We start from the raw sequence: 20695 nt of genomic DNA on the forward strand, positions 1-20695 counted from the left end.
TCAAGTTTATATCTCAATCATTCCCATTAATTGCAGTATGGGTATTAATAAGGAAGGTATTGTCATAATAAAATTTATCAGAAAATGACAAACAATGACTGGAAAAAGACGGTTAAATTTTAATACGAGAAGTGCAGAACCAAGACCCCAGACAAAAAACCAAAAAAATATACTAACATAGCATCCAAGCTAGGTGCAAAAAATAAATGTTGCACTGCAAATAAAAAAGATAAACTAACTAAGGCAATCCACTTACCTTTGGCTTGAATAAATAATCTTTGCACTGGTCCCCGGTAAACAAATTCTCAATTGGGGCATTTAGAGGAACGAAACTTACATTTACAATAAAGCCTAAAATAAGACTTAGTATGGGTTCAAATAAAAGACCATCATTGGGATTATAAAAAACTGTTTCAAAGGCGATAAACATATCTACACCATGGAGTAACCACATAGCAGCCATGATGGCTAAAACAAAAGGTAGATAAAGGACTAATAAGCACAAGAGACCATATAGGAATTCTTTGTAGAGTGGTTTTGTCGCTTGCTAAAAGATAAGATCTTTCAAAGATTGGGTGGCTACAAATCCATTCACTTTTAATTGATGAAAATTCAGTAAATTAACCACCAAAAGAACCAAACATGAAATTAAAGCAGTTGGTGGATGTGATACGGCTAAATTCAGACGTGACAATAAAAATACCGCAATTAACTGTAAAAAAACCATCATTAAAATACGGGTCATAATAATCAATAAAGTAGATTGAAGATCTTTATTAGTTTCCATAAATTTCCCCTATTAATAATCATAATGTACTCGCAACATCCGATAAATTTTAACATATCAAACTTTGCTTTGATTATATTATAAAGGTAGAATTATATCACTTCTTAATTAGACAGTAAAAAGCTAATTTTACAAAACAGTGGCTCATTACAAGAATAGTCTGGATTCCTTTAGCCAAATCGTCTTCGTCTTCTGCTAATAGTAAGCGCATAGGTTTCCTCCTTTTTAAATATTTATCAGATTAGTCGGTACATCACCGTTAGTCAACTCATATTAAATTTTACTTAATATGATCCTTAAATTAAAGATTCCGGGCTCAAATCAGCAAGCCAAATTACTGTAAAACCCCGGAATCTATTTGATATGATTAACTTAGTATTTATAAAGCTGTTTGGTAGATTAATCGACTGGTTGCTAAGTCTTGGACACCATTTTCGCCAATTTTTTGACCCTTATGTTTTTCTAATTGGGTAATTAAGAAATCGATGTCACTTTCATTAACCCCAACTTGGCTCAATTTGGTTGGCATATTAATGGATTCAAAAAATTCAGCAGTTTTTTGAATTGCTTTATCAATGACAAGTTCTTCATTTTCATCTTGAATATTCCAGATCCGACGACCATATTGAACTAATTTGTCATGTTTGCCATCCCGTCGCACATGCATGGTCGCTAATAAAATAGGAGTAAGCGTCCGGCCATGGTCAGTATTATTTAATACTGTTACTTCATGACCCAAAGCATGAGTAGCCCAATCGCCTACATTTCCCCGAGAGGCTACCCCATTTAGGGCCATGGTACAAGCCCACATAATATTCGCGGCAGCTTCATAATCAGCTTGATCTGGATCACAGTAGACAGGTGCATTATCAATAAAGGTTTTTAGGATTGCTTCAGAGAAACGATCCTGGACATCAGCATGTAAAGCTAGGGTTAGATAGTTTTCCATAGTATGGACAAAACCATCTGCTACCCCATTGGCTAATTGTCTAGCAGGTAAAGTGAAGGTCATTTCAGGTTCTAAAATAGAAAAAACAGGGAAAGTTAAGGAAGAACCAAATGAAATTTTGGCTTTCTTTTCATGGAAAGTCACAACTGAGCCAGAATTCATTTCAGAAGCTGTTGCAGGTAAGGTTAATACTGTTCCAAATGGAAGTGCTTGCTTTATTGGAAGTCCTTGACCTACCCCTTGACCAAAGATATCGATCGGATCCCCCTCAAATACAGAGGCTGCTGCGACAAACTTAGTTCCATCGATGACAGAGCCGCCACCCACAGCGAGAAGATAGTTGTATGACTCTGCTTTAACTTGGTCAACGGCTTTGAGTAACGTTTCAAAGACAGGGTTAGCTTCAATACCACCAAATTCTCCCCATTGGCGATTACCTAAAGCTTCAACCACGCGATCAAACGTGCCAAATTTCTTAACAGAACCGCCCCCATAAAGAATTAAAACTTTTGCATTTTTAGGGATAGACCGGTCAATTTGTTTAATTTGATCTTTACCGAAATAAATCCGAGTCGGGTTATAAAACATGAAATCTTTCATTGCCATATAAATTCCTCCTTAATCTTGCATAAATCTTCTTTTATTTTATTATAAATCTAACTAAATTAGCAAAGTTTAGCTATTAACTTAGTCCTATATCTGATCTAGAATTTCAACCAATTTATTAAACATAGCTGGTTCATAAGGAGAATGGGCTCCTTTTTCGATAATATGTAATTTAGCCTTAGGACAAGCCTGAGCCAATTGATAAGCTCCAACTAATCGACAGTCAACATCATACCGGCCATGAACGATATCTATGGGAATCTCGGCCAAAGCCTGGGCATGATTTAAAATATAATTATCATCCTCAGTAAACATGTGATTAGCAAAATAATGCGCTTCAAGCAGGGCAATTGATAAATCCCCACTGCTTACGTCCTGGCTTTGATTAAATTGGGGGACTAAAGTCACCAAACCAGACTCCCAGTCAGACCAAGCTTTAGCTAGGTTACGAAAACTTTCAATATTTGAATCAGTTTGTATCATTTGATGATAGTAATCATTCACTAGCTTATCGGCTTTATCTGCCCCTACTGCTGCCTGGAAAACCTCAAACTCTTGAGGATAAAATTGCCCCGCGCCACCATGATAAAGCCAATCAATGTCTTCTTGCCTTCCCAAGAAAATTCCTCTTAAAATTAGGTGTTTAACCCGCTTAGGATGAGCAATTGCATACCATAAGGCCAAGGTCGACCCATATGACCCACCAAAGACCATCCAAGATTCTAAATTAAAATGTTGGCGGATTAGTTCCATATCGGCCACACTGGCTTGCGGGGTATTATTTTTTAAAGATAAAAAGGGGGTACTTTGCCCACAGCCCCGTTGGTCAAACAATATAATAAAGTACTTTTCCGGATTAAAAAAATGCCGACTTTTGGCCGAAATTGAACCACCTGGTCCCCCATGTAAAAAAACAATTGCTTGTCCTTTTGGGTTGCCACAAGTTTCAATGTAAAGTTGGTGTCCCTCAGAACTTTCTAAATGAAAGTAATCAATGACTGGGGTTTCTGTATATGCCTTAACCATAATAAACACTCCCTCGTTTTAATAGCTTAATTATAACAACTTTTTCTTTTTTTCACATAAAAATCTAAGCAATCTCGTTGACTTTTATTCAAATTAAGCTTAGAATTTGGCTGTCATAAAAGGAGGGTCACATGAAAAAATTTCTTTTAATTATTACTCTATTTACCTTATTCCCCAGTACTTGGCTACCTGTTCAAGCACAAGAAAATAATCAAACAAATTCCAGTAACTTAGATTTAACCCCCCAGTCTTACGAACTTTATGCCTTAGACCCCGAGACTTTATCACAATTTTATCAAGACATGTTAGGGATGACCTTAGTGTCTAATGCTAAAAATAATCAGGGCATTAAACTGGGAACGGCTGATCAAACCGTACTCTTAACGATTTACCCAGCTAACCAAGAAAAAACACAAGCTACCACTGGCCTTTATCACACTGCTTACCTCTTTAAAGACCGCAAAGCCTTAGGTTCTATTTTAAAACACCTCTATGAAAGTAAGGCTACGCTTCAAGGCTATGCCGACCACAATGTGTCTGAAGCAATTTATTTAGCCGACCCTGAGGGAAATGGGATCGAACTTTATGCTGACCGTCCAAGAGACCAATGGAAATACGATGATCAAGGAAATGTCATTATGGGAAATGATATTCTTGACCTAAGAACACTCATCAAAGATGTTCCTGCATTTGAGGGGATGACTGCTGATACCAAAATTGGCCATGAACATTTAACCGTTAATAATATTGAAGATACTCAATACTTCTATTCCCAGTTACTGGGCTTTGATGTAACCAGTCAGGATGAAGGCGCCCTCTTTATGTCTTCCCAAGGCTATCACCACCATTTAGGTGCTAATATATGGCTAGGTCAAGACTTACCTAGCCCTCAAGTCGGCGACCAAGGACTTAAACAAGTTAATTGGCAAATCAAGAACGCCGATAGCTTTAAAGCAATTCAAGATCGCTTAACCCAGGCTGGTTGGACTTATGACTTAATCGATGACCAAACTCTAGCAGTGACCGATAACTCTGGTATTCCAATTACAATTAGCTTAGTCAGCTCAAATTAAAATATTATGTATAAGAGGGAGCCCCATCAACTTAGGGTCTCCCTTTTAGCTTATTCTCAATTGATTTGTGGCATATGGTTAATCTAGTCTAATTCACCTAATTTTGCTTGAACCATCGCAATTACTTGCGCTGCATCCTCTGGATTATGTACGACATCAAATTGATCTATATTAATTTTTAAGACTTGAGAAGCATGATAGGATTGGTCAATCCATTCATCATACCCAGACCATAACTTGTGATAATAATCAACCAAGGCAGGATCTTGTTCAAAATCACGTCCACGTGAAGCAATCCGTTCCATAATTTTCTCAAAAGAACCATGCAAGTATACCATCAGATCTGGTGCTTTTTGAGGTAATTCAGCGAGTTCTTCCATCATATTATCTAATAATTTTTCATAAATCTTAAACTCTGTTTCTGAAATATTCCCTATATCCCGGTTTACTTTACAGAAATACCAATCTTCATAAATTGATCGATCTAAAATATTTCGACGATTTCGAAAGGCTTTTTTTGATATCCTTATAACGACTGGATAAAAATTCTAATTGTAGGAGAAAAGGATAACGACGTGCTGCCTGCTCAGCTGGACTAGCGGTATAGAATAAAGGTAAGATTTCATTATCATCCACATTTTCATAAAATACCTCTGTTCCATATGCCTCACCTAATAAATTAGCAATGCTCGTTTTTCCAGCACCAATCATTCCACCAATAACAATAATTGCCATCTTCCCCTCTCCTATATTTCTATTATTTATTTATAAAAAATCTTTTACTCTACTTTTATTTGTTCTTGCCTTAGAAATTGACGTAATTTCATTTCAAATTGGTCCAAATTATAATTAACTTTAGTGTATATCCTCTTGCCTTTAGGCAACCGGCGCAGGACCTGGTGATGATGACGTTGATTTAATAGTATTTCTATGTTTTCAGGACTATAAAGCTGCCCTGTTTGGTGCATTACGTAACATATAGCCAATAAAAGAGACGCTAGACCGTAATCTTGCGTCACAACTAAATCTTCAGCTGATGAAGCTTTAAATATCGCAAAGTCAACTACGTCCGGACCAGGTGATAGATACTGGTAGCGGACATGTTTAGGCAGTGGTCGACTACTATAATGGTCAAAACTAGCGAAAACAATACAGGGTAACTTAAACTCATCAGTTAGTTTAATAATCTGGACTAAAACTGGGCAAGCATCACCATCAACGAGAATCCGCTTAATCATCAGTCTGTCCTACATGGTCTAAATAATTATTATTTAGATTCATTCTTGTTCCATGCTTATAGCCATCATAATAAGACTTATTTTTATAGGAATCTGGTTGATTAAAAGATAAAGAACCGGTGATTTCTTCTTTAAATTTATCTTTAATTTCTTGTGGTGTTTGAATCACCAGGGCAAATTTTTCGTTTTCTTTTATTAAATCAGCTTTTTGTTTTTCAAACTTATCCTTTAGCCCATCTAAAAAAACCTTGGTAATAGGTCTTTCTCAGGCGAGACTTTTGACTGGCTGTCTTAGGGCGTACTTGACCATTAATATACTGGCTGGCATAAAATTTCATGGCATCTTCAGCTAAATAGAACATTTCATAGGCCAAATCAACATCTTCAGGATAACCCATTAAGACTAATTTACGGCCCACATTTTTCTGATAGGGTAGCCGATGACTTTGAATATAAAACATCACTCTAAAGTTATCGGCAATAATCTTCACTAAGACCTTTTCCCACCAAAAAATGCGTTTGTACACTGATAAGGACCGGATAACAATCTCCTGTTTGCCCCTGCTTGATAAATCATTTTGTGAGATCTTATATTTCAGCATTAGCTTTTGGGCCATGAGTAAGGCGGTTTGACTTTCCTCATCATTATTCCCATCCTCAGCTAAAGTCAGTAAGTTCTTTATTTTATCAAGAATTTTATCATTTACTGACATAAGATCCTCCCCTTTCGTGTTCTTCTTATTTTACCACAAATTTAAGTCAAGACCTATGCAGGTGTTTGACTTTTCAAATGATTTTGTAAGTTAATGAAGGATGCGGGTAAAGGGGCGTGAAATTCAATTAACTCATGACTCCTAGGATGGATAAAATGAATGTGACCCGCATGGAGAAATTGTCCTTGGTCAGTTGGCCATAGATTTAAAGAATCTCTATTATAGACAGGATCACCAATGATTGGATGACCAATGTGTTCAAAATGGGCTCGAATTTGATGAGTCCGTCCAGTTTTCAATTCGGCCTGAATTAGACTAGCACTGGGATAGCTTTCTAAAACTTCAAAATCAGTCCAAGCTGGTTTACCTTGGGCATCCGCGTGATATTTCAAACGATTTTTAGGATCACGAGCTAGTGGGATTTCAATACTGCCTTGTTTTACTTCCATCTGGCCTTCTACCAGACAATAATAGATACGTCCTAGGGTATGATCCATAAGTTGTTGACTTAAATAACGGTGACTCTCATTATTCTTAGCCACAACGAGCAAACCCGAGGTATCCTTATCAATCCGATGAACTAAACCAGGACGGTAAGAATCAGACCCAGCTGCCAAGTGATTACCAAAATGATAAACCAAGGCATTTACAAGAGTGTCACGAGGGTGTCCTTTTGAGGGATGGACTACCATGCCTGCCTCTTTATTAATAACTAACAAGTCATCATCTTCATAGATTATATCCAGCGGGATTGCTTGAGCTTCAATTTCAAGTACTTCTTCTTCAGGAACTTGCATTTCAATTAGTTCTTGACCACTTAACTTGTAATTAGCTTTTTCTACTTGACCGTTAACAGTGACCAAGCCCTGCTTGATCAAGCTTTGAATTTGTGTACGACTAAGCTCAGATTCTTCAACCAATACCTTATCTAAGCGACCTGACTGGTCTTCAAGCTGAAAATAAATAATTTCTTTTATTTTTTTTCTGTCATAAAACATCTAACTCCTCTTTTGAAAACAACTGGATTATCAGCAATGAAATCACTGCCAGTGTCAAAGCCGCATCTGCAATATTGAAAATTGGAAACTCAATAAATAGGGTCCGAAACATGTCAACTACATACCCTAAACGAAGCCGGTCAATTAAATTTCCTATGGCCCCACCTAAAAGTAAACCATAAGAAATCCTTAAATACCAAGGACCTTTTCGATGTTTGTAGGTTAAATAAATAAAATAGATACAGACTAATAGAGTGGCAAACATAAAAAAGGTCATTTGCCCTTGGAACAAGGACCAACCTGCCCCCTTGTTTTGAACATAATAAAAATCCATAATACCAGGCAGAAAACTCATGGACTGGCCTAAACTTAAATGAGCCACAATCCATGCCTTAAAAATTTGATCAATTATAATAATAATGAATAGTGTAAAAAACGATATAATCATTATGTAACCTCACTGTATTAACCTTTAAAAATGTCAGATTTGAATTAACAATAATAATATTATATACTAGTTGAAGCAATTGTACTATTAATAAAAGAAGACTGACGAGGAGACACAATGAAGTTTTTACGCAGATCATTAATGCTTGTCTTATGCTTAGCCTTAGTTGCTTGTAGCCAATCAGTAGAACGCGGCCTGCGGACCACAGAGCTAGTCCAAGATAACATCAACTCTATTACTAACAATCTTAATGAAATTCAACGTTTGGAAAATGCGATTCAGACTGATTTTGAGACGACCTTAAGACAAGGGGATCAAGACCTGTCAGTATTTAATAAATCAGATAATCCCATTATGATTAATGTGGCGAATCGCAATAAACTATTGGACCAACTTCAAAAGGCTTCAGATACAATTGAAGAATTAAATGAAGAAATGGTGTCCCAACTAGAAAAGTCTGATATACCAAAGGATCAAACCAAAGAAATTGTAGAACTCGTAGCAGCAATGAAACAAGATTTAAATGTTTATACGAGCGATTATAAGAAAAATCTTGAATTAGAAAAACAGACTTATCAATCGATAGCAAATCCTGATACTAATTATGATAACTTTTTTGGTGTTTTCAATAATATTGATGTCATCATGACCAATAATCAAATGAATCTTGAAAAAGTTTTAGGTTACTTTGAAAAAATCAACGCTCATTTGATTGACTTCAAAGTCTACTTAACAAATCTCAAAGAAAGTCATTCATAAGCGAAATGAGGTGTGGTCATGTTAAATAAAAATAAATATAATTCTTACTTCAAAATTTTATTCTTACTACTAGTTTGTATATTTAGCTTAACAGCTTGTAAGTCTAAAACCCAAGAAGTAAGCAATCAAACTGTAAATTTACCTCAGGTTTCATATAAATACGACCAAGATCAAGTGGTTGACTTTAAGAATCGTTTAATCACCGAAGATACCGCACGTTACGAAGGTCTCATTCTTTCTGGCAAACCTTTTTTGGTTAAACCGGACACCTTACCAAGTAGTCTCTTTTATGATTCTGGCATCCATATTGACTATCCTGAAGATGGTGTCAGAGGTCTATATATTTCTGGTGAATTAATTGGGGATCCAAACTATGTTAATTACATTATTAATTATATTGACAATACGGATTTAAATACTGTCGTAGTTGATTTTAAAGATGACTACGGACAAATTATCCCAGCCAATGATTCTACTGACCCTCTTGTGCAAGCCTCTACTATTAGCAGTGTCGACTACAAATCCATTTTAAAACAATTTGAAGCTCATAAAATTTATCCAATTGCTCGGATTACCTCATTTAAAGATAATATGCTAGCCGAAAATCATCCAGAATTTTCGTTTGTTGATCCAAACACCAATGCGGTTTGGCAAGATGCCAACGGGGCTAGTTTTATTAATCCATTTATGCCTGAAGTACAAAACTATGTCATAAATGTGGCAAAAGAAGCAGCCAAAATGGGCTTCAAAGATATTCAGTTTGACTATGTTCGTTTCCCAGAAGGTTTCTTTGAAATCGCTGATACTCTTCAATACGAATTGGGCGATTATGCCAGTTTTGTATCGGATGATCCGGACAAATCTGGCAACGAACGGACTCGGGCCATTAATAACTTTCTTAACCTGGCATCTGAAAGCTTAGCCCCTTACGGGGTAAATATCTCTGCCGACGTCTTCGGGTATACAACGGTAGCAGGTGATACCTATGATGTCCGTGGGATTGGACAAAATATTGGTCAAATTGCTGAAAATGTCGATGTTGTTTCCGCAATGATTTACCCGTCGCACTGGGGCAATGGCTTCTTCGGCTTAGACTATCCGGACCTTTACCCTTATGAAGTAGTCGACAATTACATGTATTCTGAAAAAATGGTATTCCAAAATGTTCAAAATAAAGTCACCTCAAGACCTTGGCTCCAAGATTTTACTGATTACAGTAAACCAGAAGGTAGCTTCCAAGTATATGGTAGTGAGCAAGTCCAAGCTCAGATTAATGCTTTAGCCATGAACGATATTCGAGAATATTTATTATGGAATGCTTCCGGTGAATATTCAACCGGGGTAGATTATAAGGTTGAAAAAAATAAATTCGGCGAAGTCCATGTTGACCAAGTGCCAATACTTGATGCTTATGATGAGACTGTGACATACAGTGATAATAATTAAAAGAAAATACAAAAGCTGAGATACATCATATATCTCAGCTTTTTTTATGTATTTTATTTACAGCCTTCTTGTCTACCTTTTTTAAGCAAATTTATAACTAGATAATGCTTTTCATCTTATGCAAAAGAATAAAAATCATCCATTTTTACAATTTCTTTAAAGTCTAGCAGAACCATATAAGCCGCGGTCACCGGCTTATGCTTAGCAAGTTGCAAAGCATGTCTATAAATTGAAAATTGAAATTTATATCCATCCTTAAGCCGGTCAATTTGTTCTTGACGACTATAAGCAGCCAAGTCACGGAACCGGTTCGTTTTATAATCAATCAGAATAATTTGATCCGCTAATTCGATATATAAATCGACCACCCCATGGATCAATAATTGTTCTTGGTCCAAACTTTGAATATCTAACTGATCAAATTGGCCAGCAAACATTTTTTTAGCCGGTAGGAGTAAGGAGAAGGCTTGCTCTTTTTTTATCTGCTCTTGTCTCATCCGTAATTGCTGGGCTAAATCAGATTGGATAAACCACATGATGGATTCTATTTGTGAGTCAGGTAGTTTTCTTAGTTGGTAGTCCCCTTCCATTTGATCAATTACATACTTAAGTTGCATGGATGAGTCTGCAGACTCTACTTCAAGGGCTTGCCATGGTAGTAATTGTAAATACAGATGGGTCAAAGACCCTATTTCAGTCGCTGATATTGTGCTTTCACTCTCGATAAAACTAGGACTTTTAAAACTATCCTGGGTATAACGAATCCCTTGGATTTGGTCTTGGCCTGCTTTGGACGCTTGGGGCCGGCGGTCCCGGTAATAGGAGAGGCTCAAATTATCAGGTTCCTCATAGAGTCGTTTTAACTCAGAAACTGACTGATAAGATGAAGTACGACTAGCCAGCTGATGTGGATAATCAAAGTCTAGGGCTTGACTTTGATTTGTGGAAAGAATGCTTGGTTCTGACTCGATATTTGCTATTTGGCTATCTATCCAGCTTAAAGGATTAAAAGACTGATGGGCTGATTCTGCCATATTAAGTTCGTAACCAGTTTGAACTAGGTCTTCTTGATGTTTAAATTCAATCATTAACCGGTCTAAACTAAAATCATCACTATAATTCTCGTGCTGACTGTCAGCTACCGCCAAAGCAATCTGGATCCAGTCCAACCACGATTTTGCCCCCCTACGGTATGCAGAGGCAGCGACTAATTGGTCTGAAGGCGTCATCGTCCTAATCTCAGCTATTTTTTGCTGCCACTTACGTTCATTAGCAATCGAACCGACAATCACCAATTTTTGTTCGCACCGAGTTAAAGCCACGTATAGCTTCCGCATCTCTTCTGCTTTTAACCGCTCAATGGTTTCTAATTGAAAGGCTTTTTTTATCAAGGATGGAAATTGTTGCATTGAATTTAAATCATAATAATCACTTGCAATACCATACTGCTTAGATAATAGGACCCGACTTTTACCATCACTTAAATTAAATTGTTTGCCGGTATTTAGTAAGTACACGATTGGATATTCCAAACCTTTGGAGGCATGAACTGTCATAATCCGAACAAAATTTTCGTCTTGATCTAAGACTAAGGGTTCGGCTAAATCTTTCTCTTCTTTAATAATTTGTTGAATATAATACACGAAATTTGCTAAACCACTATAGCCAAGTTTATAAAAATCTTGAGCGCGGCTGGTTAGAGCACGTAAATTTGCCATTCTCTGTTTGCCATTAGTTAATAAGGCAACATAGTTTAGATATTGACTATCAAGATAAATGGTCCAAATCAAGTCCTCTAAGGGCAGTGTTTTTGATAAATGGACCCAATTTTTATAGTTTACTAAGAAAGATAAACCTTTATTTTTAATATGCTTAAGTGGCTCATCGTTAACCTGGTCATCATGCACTAATTGCAAAAAAGCTGCATAAAAAGAACCCTGCGGTTGATATATTCGTATTTGGGCTAAGTCTTCATCCGTTAGACCAACAAAATAGGATTTTAAAATTGCAGCAAAGGGTATATCTTGATATGGATTATCGATAACTTGTAGCAGAGCCAAGACTAATTGAATCTCAAACCGTTGGAAATAGTGTTCTACCTTTTGTGCCTTCAATGGGATTTCAGCTTCTTGAAATTGATTCACAGCCGCGGCAAATGGTCCCCGGGTAGCTGATAAAATCACAAAATCCTTGTAGGTCACTGGCCGCTTAGCATAAGTTATTTGACCGTTTGCTTTCTTAATTTCTTTACTTTTATCATATATTAACTCCCCTACTTGAACGCGCGCTTTGATATCGGCAATCACCAATGCAATTTCAGCCTCTACTGCTGCATCAAAAACTGGACCATCCATAACGCCTAATTCAAGGGTTTCATCCGCTTGGTCTACCTCTTCAGCTTCTTCTTCCTCGCTGTCTGTTTTTACATTTAGGAGTAGTTTCAATTGAATTTCTCCCTCATCTGCCTCAATAAAGGATGGGTTAGCTGTCACCAACCGTTCAGCCGTTTGATAATTCATTTGTCCAAAATTAAGGTCCATGATGCGTTCAAAGATAAAGTTGGTAAACTGGAGCAAATCATGACGGGATCGATAGTTTTTATTTAAAATAACGAGTTGTTCTGGGTTAGTGACCTCTTGATAACTTAAGTATTTATTTAAAAATAGTTGGGGTTCAGCCATCCGAAAGCCATAGATTGATTGCTTAACATCGCCAACCATAAACTGATTATGGGTTAAATCTGGGCGATAGTCATGCGCCAGCCAAGCTAAAATTTCAGCTTGAATTTCATTTATATCTTGGTACTCATCGACTAAAATTTCTTTAAAAGTAGCTTGATAAGTTAATGCGGCTAAGGAAGGCTTTCTTTCCTTAGTCTCAGGATCTATTGGAGCTAGAATATCCAAAGTTAAATGTTCTAAGTCATTATAGTCAATCAGATTCTGACTTTGTTTCAATTCGTTTAACTCTGTTATAAAATTCTGACATAAAATCATTAACTTGGAAAGTGGAGGTCGATTCATAACTTCCACTTTCATTTGGTCAGCCACTGGATAAGGGAAAAGCGTTTGAACCTGCTTTTTGATTAGATTCTTGGCTTGTTCTCTTAAGCTCTTAGCTTCATCAACCAAGTCTTTTTCTTCACTAACAGCCTTGACCACCCGAGGCCAAGTATCATACGTTAAAGTTTGAATTTGATTAATGAGACCCACAGCCGCTGTGTCGGCCAGTAACGCTTCTAAAAGCTGATTAACCTGATTTAATTCATTTTCTAACAATGGCTGATAACGTTCAATGAGTGGATGGCTCCCCCCTGCAATCAAATGAAGGGCTTCTTCTAAATACATTCGCCCTGCTTGTAAATTTTCTCTTAGTACAGGTAAAAAGTTCTGCTTAAATAAATCAGATTCCAGAAAATTATCTGACTGAGCTTGAGTTTGGTCAGCTTGGTCTAACCAACTTTGCGGATCCTTCTGCGCCATGGCAAAACGATAAATAGTCAAGACGCGGTCAAATAAGTTTTGGTCAGACCGGCTGTTGCCATGAATTTTAACTAACTTCAAATAGTCTTCTTGACTTAAATTAGGTAAGACAGATCCGTTTGGAACCATAATCTTCTCAATTAAATTTTGCCAAGCTTCTTGATAAAGTAACAAAAGCCGGGTTTCATCGGTCACCAATTGAAAATTAGCTTCAAAATCTGTCAAATAATAAAATGTTTCGACAACTCTTAAACAAAATGAATGCAAGGTACGAATATTAGCTTGGCTCAAGAGTTGATTTTGTTTGGTTAAGCCTTGTTGTTCAACCGGATCCAAGGTTTCATTTACCGCTGTTTTTAAACGGGCCGACATTCTTTCTTTCATTTCTCTAGCCGCTGCTTCCGTAAAAGTTACCACTAAAAAATCTTCGATCGAGTAGCCCTGGTAGATTAATTTCGTCATAATTCGTTCGATCAAAACCGCAGTTTTACCCGACCCGGCTGAAGCAGCAACCAGGATATTAGACCCATCTTGGTGAATCGCCTCCCATTGCTCATCATTAAAACGAGAATTTTCTGGTTTAATTGGAATCTTTGTCATGCTTTTCCTCCTTTAACATCGCCTCTAAATCAAGCTGGATTGCCCCTAAAGCTTCCTTATTTGATACATTCATATGTCGATACCTCGCATAATGCTCTGTTGCATCAAAGGCAGACAATAAGCGATAAGGATAGGTTAGAGAGGGAGTATGACTTAATTCTTTAAAAGGGCTTAGATGAATATTCCCTGCTAGAATCTTACGCCCTGCTTCCTGAATTAAAGCCTGGTTATAGGTTAAGACCAACTTCATAGTCTCCTCGTCAAAATATGACGAATTGGCGCTATAATTGCCATCTTTTTTCACCTGAACGGGATAGACTTGACTTGCCTGTCCCGGTTCTAGGCTAACTTCAATCTCCCTGAGCTTTTCGCTGTCTTGGCTGATAAAGCCTGAAAAACGATGTGATTCCAAGGGATTTTGTGCTTGGTTTGGATTATCAAGTAAGGAAAGATCTATTTTCTTGGATTCAAATTTTCTACCTAAACTTTGGTAAAAAGCCCCCAAGGCTTGAGAGTTTGGATAATTTGCTAAAGCAACTGAAAGATAGGTGACAATCTGAAGGTCCAAACCATAGTAAAGATTTTGTAATTTAAACTCTTTATTACCTGATTTGTAGTCAATCACGCTTAAATAATCCTGCCCTTTGCGTGAAAGTGTATCGATGCGATCAATTTTTCCGGTTAACCGAATTTCCTGATTGTGACCTAAAGGATAAGCTAAACCTTTAAAATCTTGACGACGGCCTGGCCCAAATATCAATTCCGTATGTAAAGGTTGATTGCCAGTTAAATGGGCCACGGCTAAGTGGTTTAGTAAGACCTGGCTAATGTCCGCTTGCATTAATTGTTGTAAAGCCCGGTTTACGGCAGAAGCTTGGAAAATTTGGTTAGCTTCTATTTCATTAAAGGCTTGAAGCTGATGGTCAAGTAAAATTTGAAGCTGGTCAGGACTCAGATCTTTCAAATGAATTTCTTCTTCAATTAATTGCGACAGAGTCCTATCTAAGATCTCATGATAGTAGTTTCCAGCAACCATAGGATCCATTAAGAACTGGTCGCGTTCTTTTAAGCGTAGTCCATATTGGAGAAAATGAGAATAAGGGTCTTGGAAATAACTTTCTAGACGGGATACCGAAGCAACAAGGGGATTGCCATAAAGTGCAACTGCAGTCTCCGCTTTAATCTGATCCGGTAAGGACTGATTTGTCTTAGCTCTAAGGACTAAATCTTTGATCGCACCCCAAATCAAACCATTCTGCCTATCCCAATTTAGTAATCTCCCTAAGCTTAGCCGTAAATCTTGAGCATGGGCCTGACCTTGCTGACTCTCTGTATCTAAGCGGGTTACGCCCTCTAAAAAATTCATTTTTTGAATAGCAGGACTTGAGTAGACTAATGCCCGACCAGAGTTAGAATCAAGTGGTGGCCACCCTTCTTTAAATTGATGTGTCTTCATTAATTGACTAATAAAAGGTGACCAAGTTTGATTCTCTTCATTGACGTCTTGATGGTAAGCAAAATAAAACCGATCACTTGCCCGAAAAAAGAGTTGATAAGCCAAGAAGAACTCCCGATGGTAAGCATCATCTTCTAATAAGCTCAAATGCTGATAGACCAACATTTTGTCATTCATCGCCTGACGTTGTTGGCGGTTTAAAAATGATTCCTGGACTTGTATTAAAGGAAGTTGGTCCTGATTTAAATCTAAGACAAAACAAATCTTGGCTTGGCGAATTTGAGGACTCTCAATATTAGTAAACCGCACCTGGTCTAAAGTTGGTGGAATTATGTTGAAACTTGACTTTTTTAAGCCTTGAATCAATAAATCTTTAAATAAATCAAAAGATATTTTTTTATTTTTAAAAATAGTGTAAAATTCTTCCAATAATGCCATCAAGGAATCCCAGACTTGCTCATAATGGCGGGAGGCTGCGAGTTGCCCCTCTTCTATGGCTTCATCTCGTAATTCTATAAGACTTTCTTTTATCTTTAATATCTCTAAAAACTGGTAAAACCAAGTGACTGCATCGCCACCTGTTAAAGTTTCTTGGGACCATCTTTTTAGTGGCTCAACCAATTGCCTGTTTATACTTTGCCGTCCAAGCTCAGCCAATTCACCTAAGCTTATGTCAGTGGCTACCCCATAAGGATCTACCATCTTTTGATCTTGATTGGTAAAATGCCATTGAAAAGATTCTTGACTCATGCGGTAAGAGAAGTAACCATTTGCAATCAAAATATTTTCTAGTTGATTCACCCCATTCTCATATTCCGCATCTGTCTTAATGCCTAGTGAGGTTAGATCAAGCTTAAAGTATTGTGATTTCAGTAAGTATAGTAAATCACGGTCTTTAAAATGATATGCCTTTAAGTTTAACAGGGATTCAAAAAAATCAACCAGTGAATGTTTAGCCATAGTCTCAGCATGGTCAAAAAACAAGGGAATCTCATTTAAACTAAAGTACAAAGGCGCTAAAGTCCTGTACTTATCTAAATTTCGCGCTAAAACTAAGATGTCCGAATAACGATATCCTTGTTTCATTACTAATTTACGAATTTCATTGGTCACCGCCATTAATTCAGCTTCCTGACTCGCAAATGCTTGAAAGAAATGATGGTCTTGAGACAGTTTCGGCTGATACCCATTTGTTTGCATTAATTGTATGTCTTTAAATGAAGCCCCTACCTGCATAATTGATGGCAAGGTATCAAGGTTAGTTTCATTGATATCCCAATCAGGTAAAACCTCAATGTTTAAGCTAAGGATTAAATCTTTGATTGAGCGATAGCTTGCTCGCGGTAAATTAATGACTGGATTGTATTGTTGTGATAAGGCTTCTTGATGACTTAAAGGCAGGGTTAACCAGACTTTCTGACAATAGCGGGCGAATTGGGCTAATAAATGACTCTCACGAGCGTTTAAATGATAATGTTGGTCCATAATCAGATAGGTATCTTTAAAGCCTTCAGCCCCCTTTTTTGTAAGGATTTCTTCCAATTGTTGATAAATGACATAGTCATCCAATTGTAAGCGGGAAATTTCTTCTAAAAAGGATTGATATAAATCACTTAATTCCTGAATTTCTCTTTCTTCCTGATTTTGAATTAAAGAATTATCATGGTCTAACCTGGCTAATAGCAAGTCAGTGGCAGTGACCTGAGCTTCATATAATTCTTTAAACTGTTGCAGCAGTTTATCCAGAAAACCCTGGCGATCAATTTGACGACGGAAAACCTGCAAATGGTCTGCTTGCTGTCTGACAACTTGTCGCAAAATCATCGTCAACCCTGTATCTGTAATTGATTTTTGTTGGTACTTTTTATCTTGGTCAAGATACCACAGTAAGCGTTTAAAACTTAAGACTTGGATATCAAGCATGGCAGCCTGCTCACTCTGATGATAGTCTTGCAGATAACTTAATACATATTCCTCGGCATCAAATTTAATATGCTCAGGTACAATATAATATAATTTTGCCTGTGCATCTTTTTGCTTGATTGACATAAAATTATCTAATAGACGTTTGGCTTTTTGACTAGCTAACTGACCGGTTACAATTTGAAAAGCCATAATTTCACCTCACCTTTTCCTAAGTTTAAGTATATCAAGACCAGTAATTTTCGTCTATTCAAGGTGTCTCTTATTTCTCTATACCCAACAATTTTGTCATCAATAATAAAAAATCCCAAAAATAAAGGAGCAGGCTTTTTTGGCCACCCCCAAATTTTTGGGATTGATTCATTGATACTGGACCACTTACTATTTAGCGTTTAATTCAATAATTTTAACAATAGTTTCGGTAGCTTTAATCATTGATTCAACTGCCACAAATTCAAAACGTCCATGCATATTTTCACCACCAGCAAAAATATTTGGCGTAGGGATTCCCATAAAGGAAATCTTAGACCCATCAGTACCACCACGAATACCATGTATTTGTGGTTCAATACCTAGTTCCTTCATAGCTTGTTCAGCAATGTCAACCGGAGTCATGTCTTTTTCAATCACTTCAGCCATATTATAGTATTGGTCAAATAAATTTAGACTAATTGGATCAGTTGGATAATCAGCATTGACCGTTGCAACAGCTTTTTCCACTAAAGCTTTCCGTTCTTCAAATTTTTCACGGTCAAAGTCCCGAATAATCATAGATAATTGGCCTTCTTCTTCCGTCGCATTCATATATTGAATATGGAAGAAGCCTTCTTTACCTTCGGTCATTTCAGGAACTTCATTTTCAGGGAATTGATTAATAAATTTATTCAAGACCTTAAGGGCATTGATCATTTTCCCTTTTGCGGTACCTGGGTGAACATTTTTACCTTTAACGGTTACTTTAGCCGCCGCTGCATTAAAGGATTCATATTCCAATTCCCCAACTGGACCACCATCCATGGTATAAGCATAATCAACCGCAAAACCTGGTGCATCAAAGTGATCAGCTCCGCGACCAATTTCTTCATCTGGCCCAAAGGCCACTCTGACTTTACCATGTTTAATCTCAGGGTTTTGAATTAAATATTCCATGGCTGATATTATTTCAGCAATACCTGACTTATCGTCAGCCCCTAGTAATGTCGTACCATCGGTCGTAATTAAGGTTTGTCCGACATAGCCATTCAAATTAGGGAAATCAGCTGGGTCTAATACAATATTCTCAGCTTCATTTAAAACAATGGCACCACCTTGGTAGTTTTCATGAACTTGAGGTTGAACATTGACAGAGTTAAAATCGGCTGTATCCACATGGGCAATAAAACCAATGGCAGGCACATCTTTATCCGTATTCGCAGGTAAAGTTGCAGTGACAAAGGCGTTTTCCGGATTTAATTCAACTTCTTCCATGCCAATTTCTTTTAATTCATCGACTAATAAATTCAATAAATCAAATTGAATGGCCGTTGAAGGGATTGTTTCACTACTTTCATCAGACCGTGTATTAATTTTGGCGTAGCGAATTAAACGTTCTTGGGTTGCTTTAAATAAATCCATAATATAACCTCTCTCTATTAATTAAAGTATTGGAATGGGTTGGTGTTGGCCTTTGAAGCTTGGATGGTCACAGCCCACTGCTTCTTTATTTTAGCCTTTTCTAAGATATCTGTCATCTTTTCTATGAAAATAGCTTCAATATAATGACTAGCATCCACGACTAGCATGCCTGTATCAAGCGCTTGGTGACCCACATGGTGACTAATATCACCTGTGACAAAGACATCCACTCCACTGGCTTTAATGTCTTCTAATTCAGAGCCACCTGCTCCACCGATAACGGCTAGGCTTTGATAAGCAGGTTTTTCTTGGCTTTCCATATAAGTCAGAGAATCCACTTTAAAAGCGGACTTAATTTTGGCCAAAACCTGGGTCCGGGTTAATGGTTGAGAAAAGTGGCCCATCCGAGCTAGGCCTGGATTGCCGCTGACTTCATCTGGAGTCACCGCTTGGATATCCTCTAAATCTAAGGCTTGGGCCAACCAATCATTCATTCCATTCGGGGCCACATCTAAGTTGGTATGCAAAGCAAAAACTTTAATATCATGCTTGATTAATTCAGCATACATTGCCACCTCTGGATCAGCATAGTCAAACCGATTAATACCATGAAAAATGGGTGGATGGTGCATGACAATTGTATCTATGCCTAAATCAATGGCTTCCTGAATAACTTGTGGTCTTAATTCCAAGGCCACTAATATCTTTTTAACAGAGTCACTGGCTTGACCAAAGTGGTTGCCCACCTTATCCCAAGATTCCGCCAAAGATTGGGGATACAATTCATTTAAGAAAGCTTGTAAATTACCATAAGAAATCTTATTGCGTGTCATTGGCTAACTCCTTTTCTATTAATGCTAGATGTGCTTCTAATTGAGCAATCCGAGTTTGATTTTGACTTACCCCTTGCTTCATTGAATCAATAATATAAGCAGTTTTCTGAGCTTGTCCTTGCCAATACCTTTTAAAGACTGGACTCGCCTCTTGTCTTAAATAGGGACCAAAATTAATGGCTTCTTCGCTTAAAGAACCGACTTGATAATTAGGATTATCATGAGCCACCATCACTTCGTAAATGTGTCCTGCTTCTTCGATGATAGCCTCAGCCAAAATCTCATATTGGTGGCGATCTAACCATCGTCTTAGTGTTGCTTGACCGACATTGGCCTGTAAAAATAAATAATGATTGGGCCTTAAACCTTGATAACCCCGTTCTAAAATCTTAGCGATTAAAGCTCCGCCCATGCCACAAATCGATACGGCATTAATCTTATCCTCGAGGGTTAACACCTCGAATCCATCCCCTAATCTAACATCAATCAATGAATTTAAGCCTTGCTTGGCTACTTCCTGTTGAGCTGAATGAAAGGGTCCTGGCACCACTTCTCCGGCTAAACCATAGTCTATATGACCGGCTAAGCCAAGATAAGTTAATAAATAGGCATGGTCACTCCCAATATCTAATAATCGTCTGGGCTTGGGACTATATTGAACAATATAGTCAGCTACTTGTTGCAGGCGCTTAGAAAGATGTTGCGAATTCATGGTCTCATCCTCTCAAAGTCTTTTTAAAATCA

At 37.4% G+C, this 20695-nt stretch carries 18 protein-coding genes and 1 pseudogene; 3 read left to right on the forward strand and 16 right to left on the reverse strand.

Features of this window, described 5'->3' with window-relative positions:
* Window positions 1-119 precede the first annotated feature (119 nt).
* The 4 genes and pseudogenes from HMPREF9257_RS09600 to pip form a co-directional block, all read right to left on the reverse strand.
* Window positions 120-293 (reverse strand): annotated as a pseudogene (locus HMPREF9257_RS09600) (hypothetical protein); the annotation flags it as partial.
* Window positions 294-547: 254 nt separating this feature from the next.
* On the reverse strand, window positions 548-787 hold the full coding sequence (locus HMPREF9257_RS00180; RefSeq protein WP_006417474.1) for a hypothetical protein: 240 nt from the start codon (window positions 785-787) through the stop codon (window positions 548-550).
* A gap of 379 nt (window positions 788-1166) precedes the next feature.
* Window positions 1167-2342: an iron-containing alcohol dehydrogenase gene (locus HMPREF9257_RS00185; protein ID WP_006417547.1), complete on the reverse strand. Its 1176-nt coding sequence runs from the start codon at window positions 2340-2342 to the stop codon at window positions 1167-1169.
* A gap of 87 nt (window positions 2343-2429) precedes the next feature.
* Complete coding sequence (pip, locus tag HMPREF9257_RS00190) at window positions 2430-3368, reverse strand: prolyl aminopeptidase (protein ID WP_006417454.1); 939 nt, start codon at window positions 3366-3368, stop codon at window positions 2430-2432.
* 131 nt (window positions 3369-3499) lie between these two features.
* Here pip and HMPREF9257_RS00195 point away from each other — a divergent pair, with 131 nt between their 5' ends.
* Window positions 3500-4441: a VOC family protein gene (locus HMPREF9257_RS00195; RefSeq protein WP_006417592.1), complete on the forward strand. Its 942-nt coding sequence runs from the start codon at window positions 3500-3502 to the stop codon at window positions 4439-4441.
* Window positions 4442-4524: 83 nt separating this feature from the next.
* Here HMPREF9257_RS00195 and HMPREF9257_RS09375 read toward each other — a convergent pair whose 3' ends face one another.
* The 7 genes from HMPREF9257_RS09375 to lspA are packed head-to-tail and all read right to left on the reverse strand — an operon-like array spanning window position 4525 to window position 7838.
* Complete coding sequence (locus HMPREF9257_RS09375) at window positions 4525-4971, reverse strand: deoxynucleoside kinase (RefSeq protein WP_342610059.1); 447 nt, start codon at window positions 4969-4971, stop codon at window positions 4525-4527.
* A complete protein-coding gene (locus tag HMPREF9257_RS09380; protein ID WP_006417598.1) occupies window positions 4910-5176 on the reverse strand; it encodes a deoxynucleoside kinase in 267 nt (88 codons plus the stop codon). Before HMPREF9257_RS09380 ends, HMPREF9257_RS09375 begins: the two co-directional genes overlap by 62 nt.
* Before the next feature lie 44 nt (window positions 5177-5220).
* Window positions 5221-5679, reverse strand: a complete 459-nt coding sequence (locus HMPREF9257_RS00205; RefSeq protein ID WP_006417479.1) for a DUF188 domain-containing protein — start codon at window positions 5677-5679, stop codon at window positions 5221-5223.
* Window positions 5672-5848 carry a hypothetical protein gene (locus HMPREF9257_RS09385; RefSeq protein ID WP_006417523.1) on the reverse strand — a complete coding sequence of 59 codons (177 nt, stop codon included), beginning with the start codon at window positions 5846-5848 and terminating at the stop codon, window positions 5672-5674. The genes HMPREF9257_RS00205 and HMPREF9257_RS09385 overlap by 8 nt, the downstream gene beginning before the upstream one ends.
* A 52-nt stretch (window positions 5849-5900) precedes the next feature.
* Entirely contained in the window at window positions 5901-6392 is a 492-nt protein-coding gene (locus tag HMPREF9257_RS00210; RefSeq protein WP_006417612.1) for a DUF2786 domain-containing protein, read from the reverse strand.
* 53 nt (window positions 6393-6445) lie between these two features.
* On the reverse strand, window positions 6446-7390 hold the full coding sequence (locus tag HMPREF9257_RS00215; protein ID WP_006417470.1) for an RluA family pseudouridine synthase: 945 nt from the start codon (window positions 7388-7390) through the stop codon (window positions 6446-6448).
* Complete coding sequence (gene lspA, locus HMPREF9257_RS00220; RefSeq protein ID WP_006417610.1) at window positions 7380-7838, reverse strand: signal peptidase II; 459 nt, start codon at window positions 7836-7838, stop codon at window positions 7380-7382. Before lspA ends, HMPREF9257_RS00215 begins: the two co-directional genes overlap by 11 nt.
* 117 nt (window positions 7839-7955) lie before the next feature.
* Here lspA and HMPREF9257_RS00225 point away from each other — a divergent pair, with 117 nt between their 5' ends.
* Both HMPREF9257_RS00225 and HMPREF9257_RS00230 read left to right on the forward strand, forming a co-directional pair.
* A complete protein-coding gene (locus tag HMPREF9257_RS00225; RefSeq protein ID WP_006417436.1) occupies window positions 7956-8597 on the forward strand; it encodes a YkyA family protein in 642 nt (213 codons plus the stop codon).
* A gap of 18 nt (window positions 8598-8615) precedes the next feature.
* Window positions 8616-10043, forward strand: coding sequence for a putative glycoside hydrolase (locus HMPREF9257_RS00230; RefSeq protein ID WP_006417511.1), 1428 nt, complete (start codon window positions 8616-8618; stop codon window positions 10041-10043).
* Window positions 10044-10159: 116 nt separating this feature from the next.
* Here HMPREF9257_RS00230 and addA read toward each other — a convergent pair whose 3' ends face one another.
* The 5 genes from addA to HMPREF9257_RS00255 all read right to left on the reverse strand — a co-directional run bounded on the left by addA (window position 10160) and on the right by HMPREF9257_RS00255 (window position 20663).
* Window positions 10160-14125 (reverse strand): helicase-exonuclease AddAB subunit AddA, encoded by a 3966-nt coding sequence (gene addA, locus HMPREF9257_RS00235; RefSeq protein WP_006417462.1) that lies wholly within the window; start codon window positions 14123-14125, stop codon window positions 10160-10162.
* Window positions 14106-17696 carry a PD-(D/E)XK nuclease family protein gene (locus HMPREF9257_RS00240; RefSeq protein ID WP_006417536.1) on the reverse strand — a complete coding sequence of 1197 codons (3591 nt, stop codon included), beginning with the start codon at window positions 17694-17696 and terminating at the stop codon, window positions 14106-14108. Before HMPREF9257_RS00240 ends, addA begins: the two co-directional genes overlap by 20 nt.
* A gap of 189 nt (window positions 17697-17885) precedes the next feature.
* Complete coding sequence (gene pepT / locus HMPREF9257_RS00245) at window positions 17886-19118, reverse strand: peptidase T (RefSeq protein ID WP_006417602.1); 1233 nt, start codon at window positions 19116-19118, stop codon at window positions 17886-17888.
* 17 nt (window positions 19119-19135) lie between these two features.
* Window positions 19136-19951, reverse strand: coding sequence for a Nif3-like dinuclear metal center hexameric protein (locus tag HMPREF9257_RS00250; RefSeq protein WP_006417433.1), 816 nt, complete (start codon window positions 19949-19951; stop codon window positions 19136-19138).
* The gene (locus tag HMPREF9257_RS00255) at window positions 19938-20663 is read right to left on the reverse strand and encodes a tRNA (adenine(22)-N(1))-methyltransferase (RefSeq protein ID WP_006417531.1); all 726 of its coding nucleotides are present in this window, start codon (window positions 20661-20663) and stop codon (window positions 19938-19940) included. Before HMPREF9257_RS00255 ends, HMPREF9257_RS00250 begins: the two co-directional genes overlap by 14 nt.
* Between the last annotated feature and the right edge of the window lie 32 nt (window positions 20664-20695).

Origin of the sequence: Eremococcus coleocola ACS-139-V-Col8 (genome assembly GCF_000183205.1) — a bacterium.
GTDB lineage: Bacteria > Bacillota > Bacilli > Lactobacillales > Aerococcaceae > Eremococcus > Eremococcus coleocola.